Genomic DNA, 2,080 nt, shown 5'->3' with positions numbered 1-2,080 from the left:
AAGGTGAAGGAATTGTAAGAACAGAGCACAAAAAAATATATGTGCTACATACAAATAACAACTGGTATGGACATGGAAGCAAACAAGCTTTTAGAAGATGGCTTGACTCCAAGCTAAAAGAGCTTGTTAAAGCAGCTGAAATGCATAATACAAAAAAGATAAAGACAATTCTAAAAGAGCTTGTTCCAGAGTATAATCCCAACCAATGAGTGCTTTTCCCAAAAAATTATTACATTAAAGCTCAGGACTTACGCAGTTAGCACAAATTAGAAACAGGGAGTGTTTACATTTAGATAGATATATGGTATATTTCTTTGTAAAAATTCCGAATGTGAGAGGGAATGATGATTAAGTGTAAACATTGTGGATCAACAACGTCATGTCATTGGTAAATCTGAAACACTGACAATAGAGCGTGACAACAGTAATACACGCCATCATCTCGGACAGATGACTCGTCGCACAAAGGTTGTTTCTAAAAAAGTGGAAACGGTTTATCCATCTATGAAATTATGGCATGCTCTTACTGATCATTAATCTTTGCGCAATATCAGCAAAAATTTTCATCTATCTTTAGATGAACACTCTTAAATTTTCAACTTTGACAAAGCAGTAGTCCACAAAATTTAACATTTGGAAGCATAACTCATACAACTTTACATATCAATCCTTTTAAATATTCTGATTCTAAGAAGCTTGTAAGATGAGGATGATCTATGGGCTGGGTAAGTCTTTTTATTACTTGTATATTTTTATTTGCATCCATTGCTGCCCACGTAATTGTCTTGGAAAATAATTCCAAGCTTATTGCTCCTGAGCAGCTAAATGTAAAAAGAATCCCGCCCGGATTGAGCAATTGCATTGCTTGTAGATTTATATCCTTATATCCTCTTAATGCATTTTCCAATTTTCCTTGAGTATGAGCAAACTTGGGAGGATCTAAAATTATCAAGTCAAATTCTTCCCCTTTCCTTTTCATCTCTCTCAAAAGCTCAAATGCATTTCCTTCGATAAATTCTTGAGTCTCTTTTTTAATGTGATTGATTTCCATATTTCTTTTAGCAAGTTCTATAGCAGAATGGGAAAATTCTATGTTTACTGTAAGCTTAGTCCCTCCTTTTATAGCATAAACCGAAAATGCACCAGTGTATGAAAAACAGTTTAGCACCTTTTTGTCTCTACAAAACAGAAGAAGTTCTTTTCTGTTATCTCTCTGGTCTAAATAAAAACCTGTTTTTTGGCCATCTTGTACATCTACTAAAAATTCAAGTCCATTTTCCACGATTCCAACTGGGTTTTGCAATTCCCCATATATAAACCCTTTTTTTAAAGAAAGTCCCTCTTTTTTTCTTACAATAGTATCACTTCTTTCGTATATACACTTAGGAGATAGATATTCTAAGAGAAATTTTATTATCTTATCTCTAAACTGCTCCATGCCAAGAGTAAGGATTTGCAATACAATTGTATCCTTGTATTTATCTATTATAAGTCCTGGCAAAAAGTCTGCTTCAGAATTTACTAATCTAAATGCATTTGTAACAGATTGATCAAAATAATTAAGTCTCATATCTATAGCAGATTTTAACCTTTCTGAAATAAACCTTATGTCTGTTACATCTTCTTCCTTATTCCAGCTTAAGATCCTTATTGTTATCCGGCTTTTAGGATTTATATAGCCTTTTGCCAAAAAATTTCCTCTATGATCGTAAATTTCTACTATTTCTCCCGCGGTAATACTCCCGTCTATCTTCTCTATTGCTCCAGAAAATATCCAAGGGTGTCTTAATATTACACTTTTTTTTCTTCCTTTTTTTAAATACACTTTTTTCATATCTGCAAATATAGTGAATTACTACCAATTGCTTATACCAAAGTCATATTTGAAAGAGACTGAAACGACTGAAGAATCCAGTTCCAACATGTTAATTTTTGCACTTTATCAGGATATGTTGCAAGCTTTTTAAGTACTTTTTCCACAGCACGTTTTTTAGCTTCTAGGTCGGGATAAATTTTTCCTTCTACTCGGCGTCGCACTTCCTCAAATACTCGTTCAGCAGGATTTAACTCTGGAGAATAA

General features: G+C 33.4%; 4 protein-coding genes. 2 read left to right on the top strand and 2 right to left on the bottom strand.

All coding sequences use genetic code 11. The features are described 5' to 3' along the window. Both ACY2V1_RS02620 and ACY2V1_RS02615 read left to right on the top strand, forming a co-directional pair. Positions 1 to 209, top strand: a 209-nt coding sequence (locus tag ACY2V1_RS02620; RefSeq protein ID WP_461833244.1) for a hypothetical protein, incomplete at its 5' end; no start/stop codon positions are given. Between the two features lie 154 nt (positions 210 to 363). Further along, positions 364 to 537: an IS1 family transposase gene (locus ACY2V1_RS02615; protein ID WP_461833243.1), complete on the top strand. Its 174-nt coding sequence runs from the start codon at positions 364 to 366 to the stop codon at positions 535 to 537. A gap of 109 nt (positions 538 to 646) precedes the next feature. Here ACY2V1_RS02615 and ACY2V1_RS02610 read toward each other — a convergent pair whose 3' ends face one another. Both ACY2V1_RS02610 and ACY2V1_RS02605 read right to left on the bottom strand, forming a co-directional pair. Then, entirely contained in the window at positions 647 to 1,834 is a 1,188-nt protein-coding gene (locus tag ACY2V1_RS02610) for a class I SAM-dependent rRNA methyltransferase (protein ID WP_461833242.1), read from the bottom strand. Positions 1,835 to 1,866: 32 nt separating this feature from the next. Beyond that, on the bottom strand, positions 1,867 to 2,080 hold a 214-nt coding region (locus ACY2V1_RS02605; protein ID WP_461833241.1), incomplete at its 5' end, for a hypothetical protein.

Source organism: Desulfothermus sp., from assembly GCF_053993635.1.
This window is presented reverse-complemented; position numbering and strand designations above follow the sequence as displayed.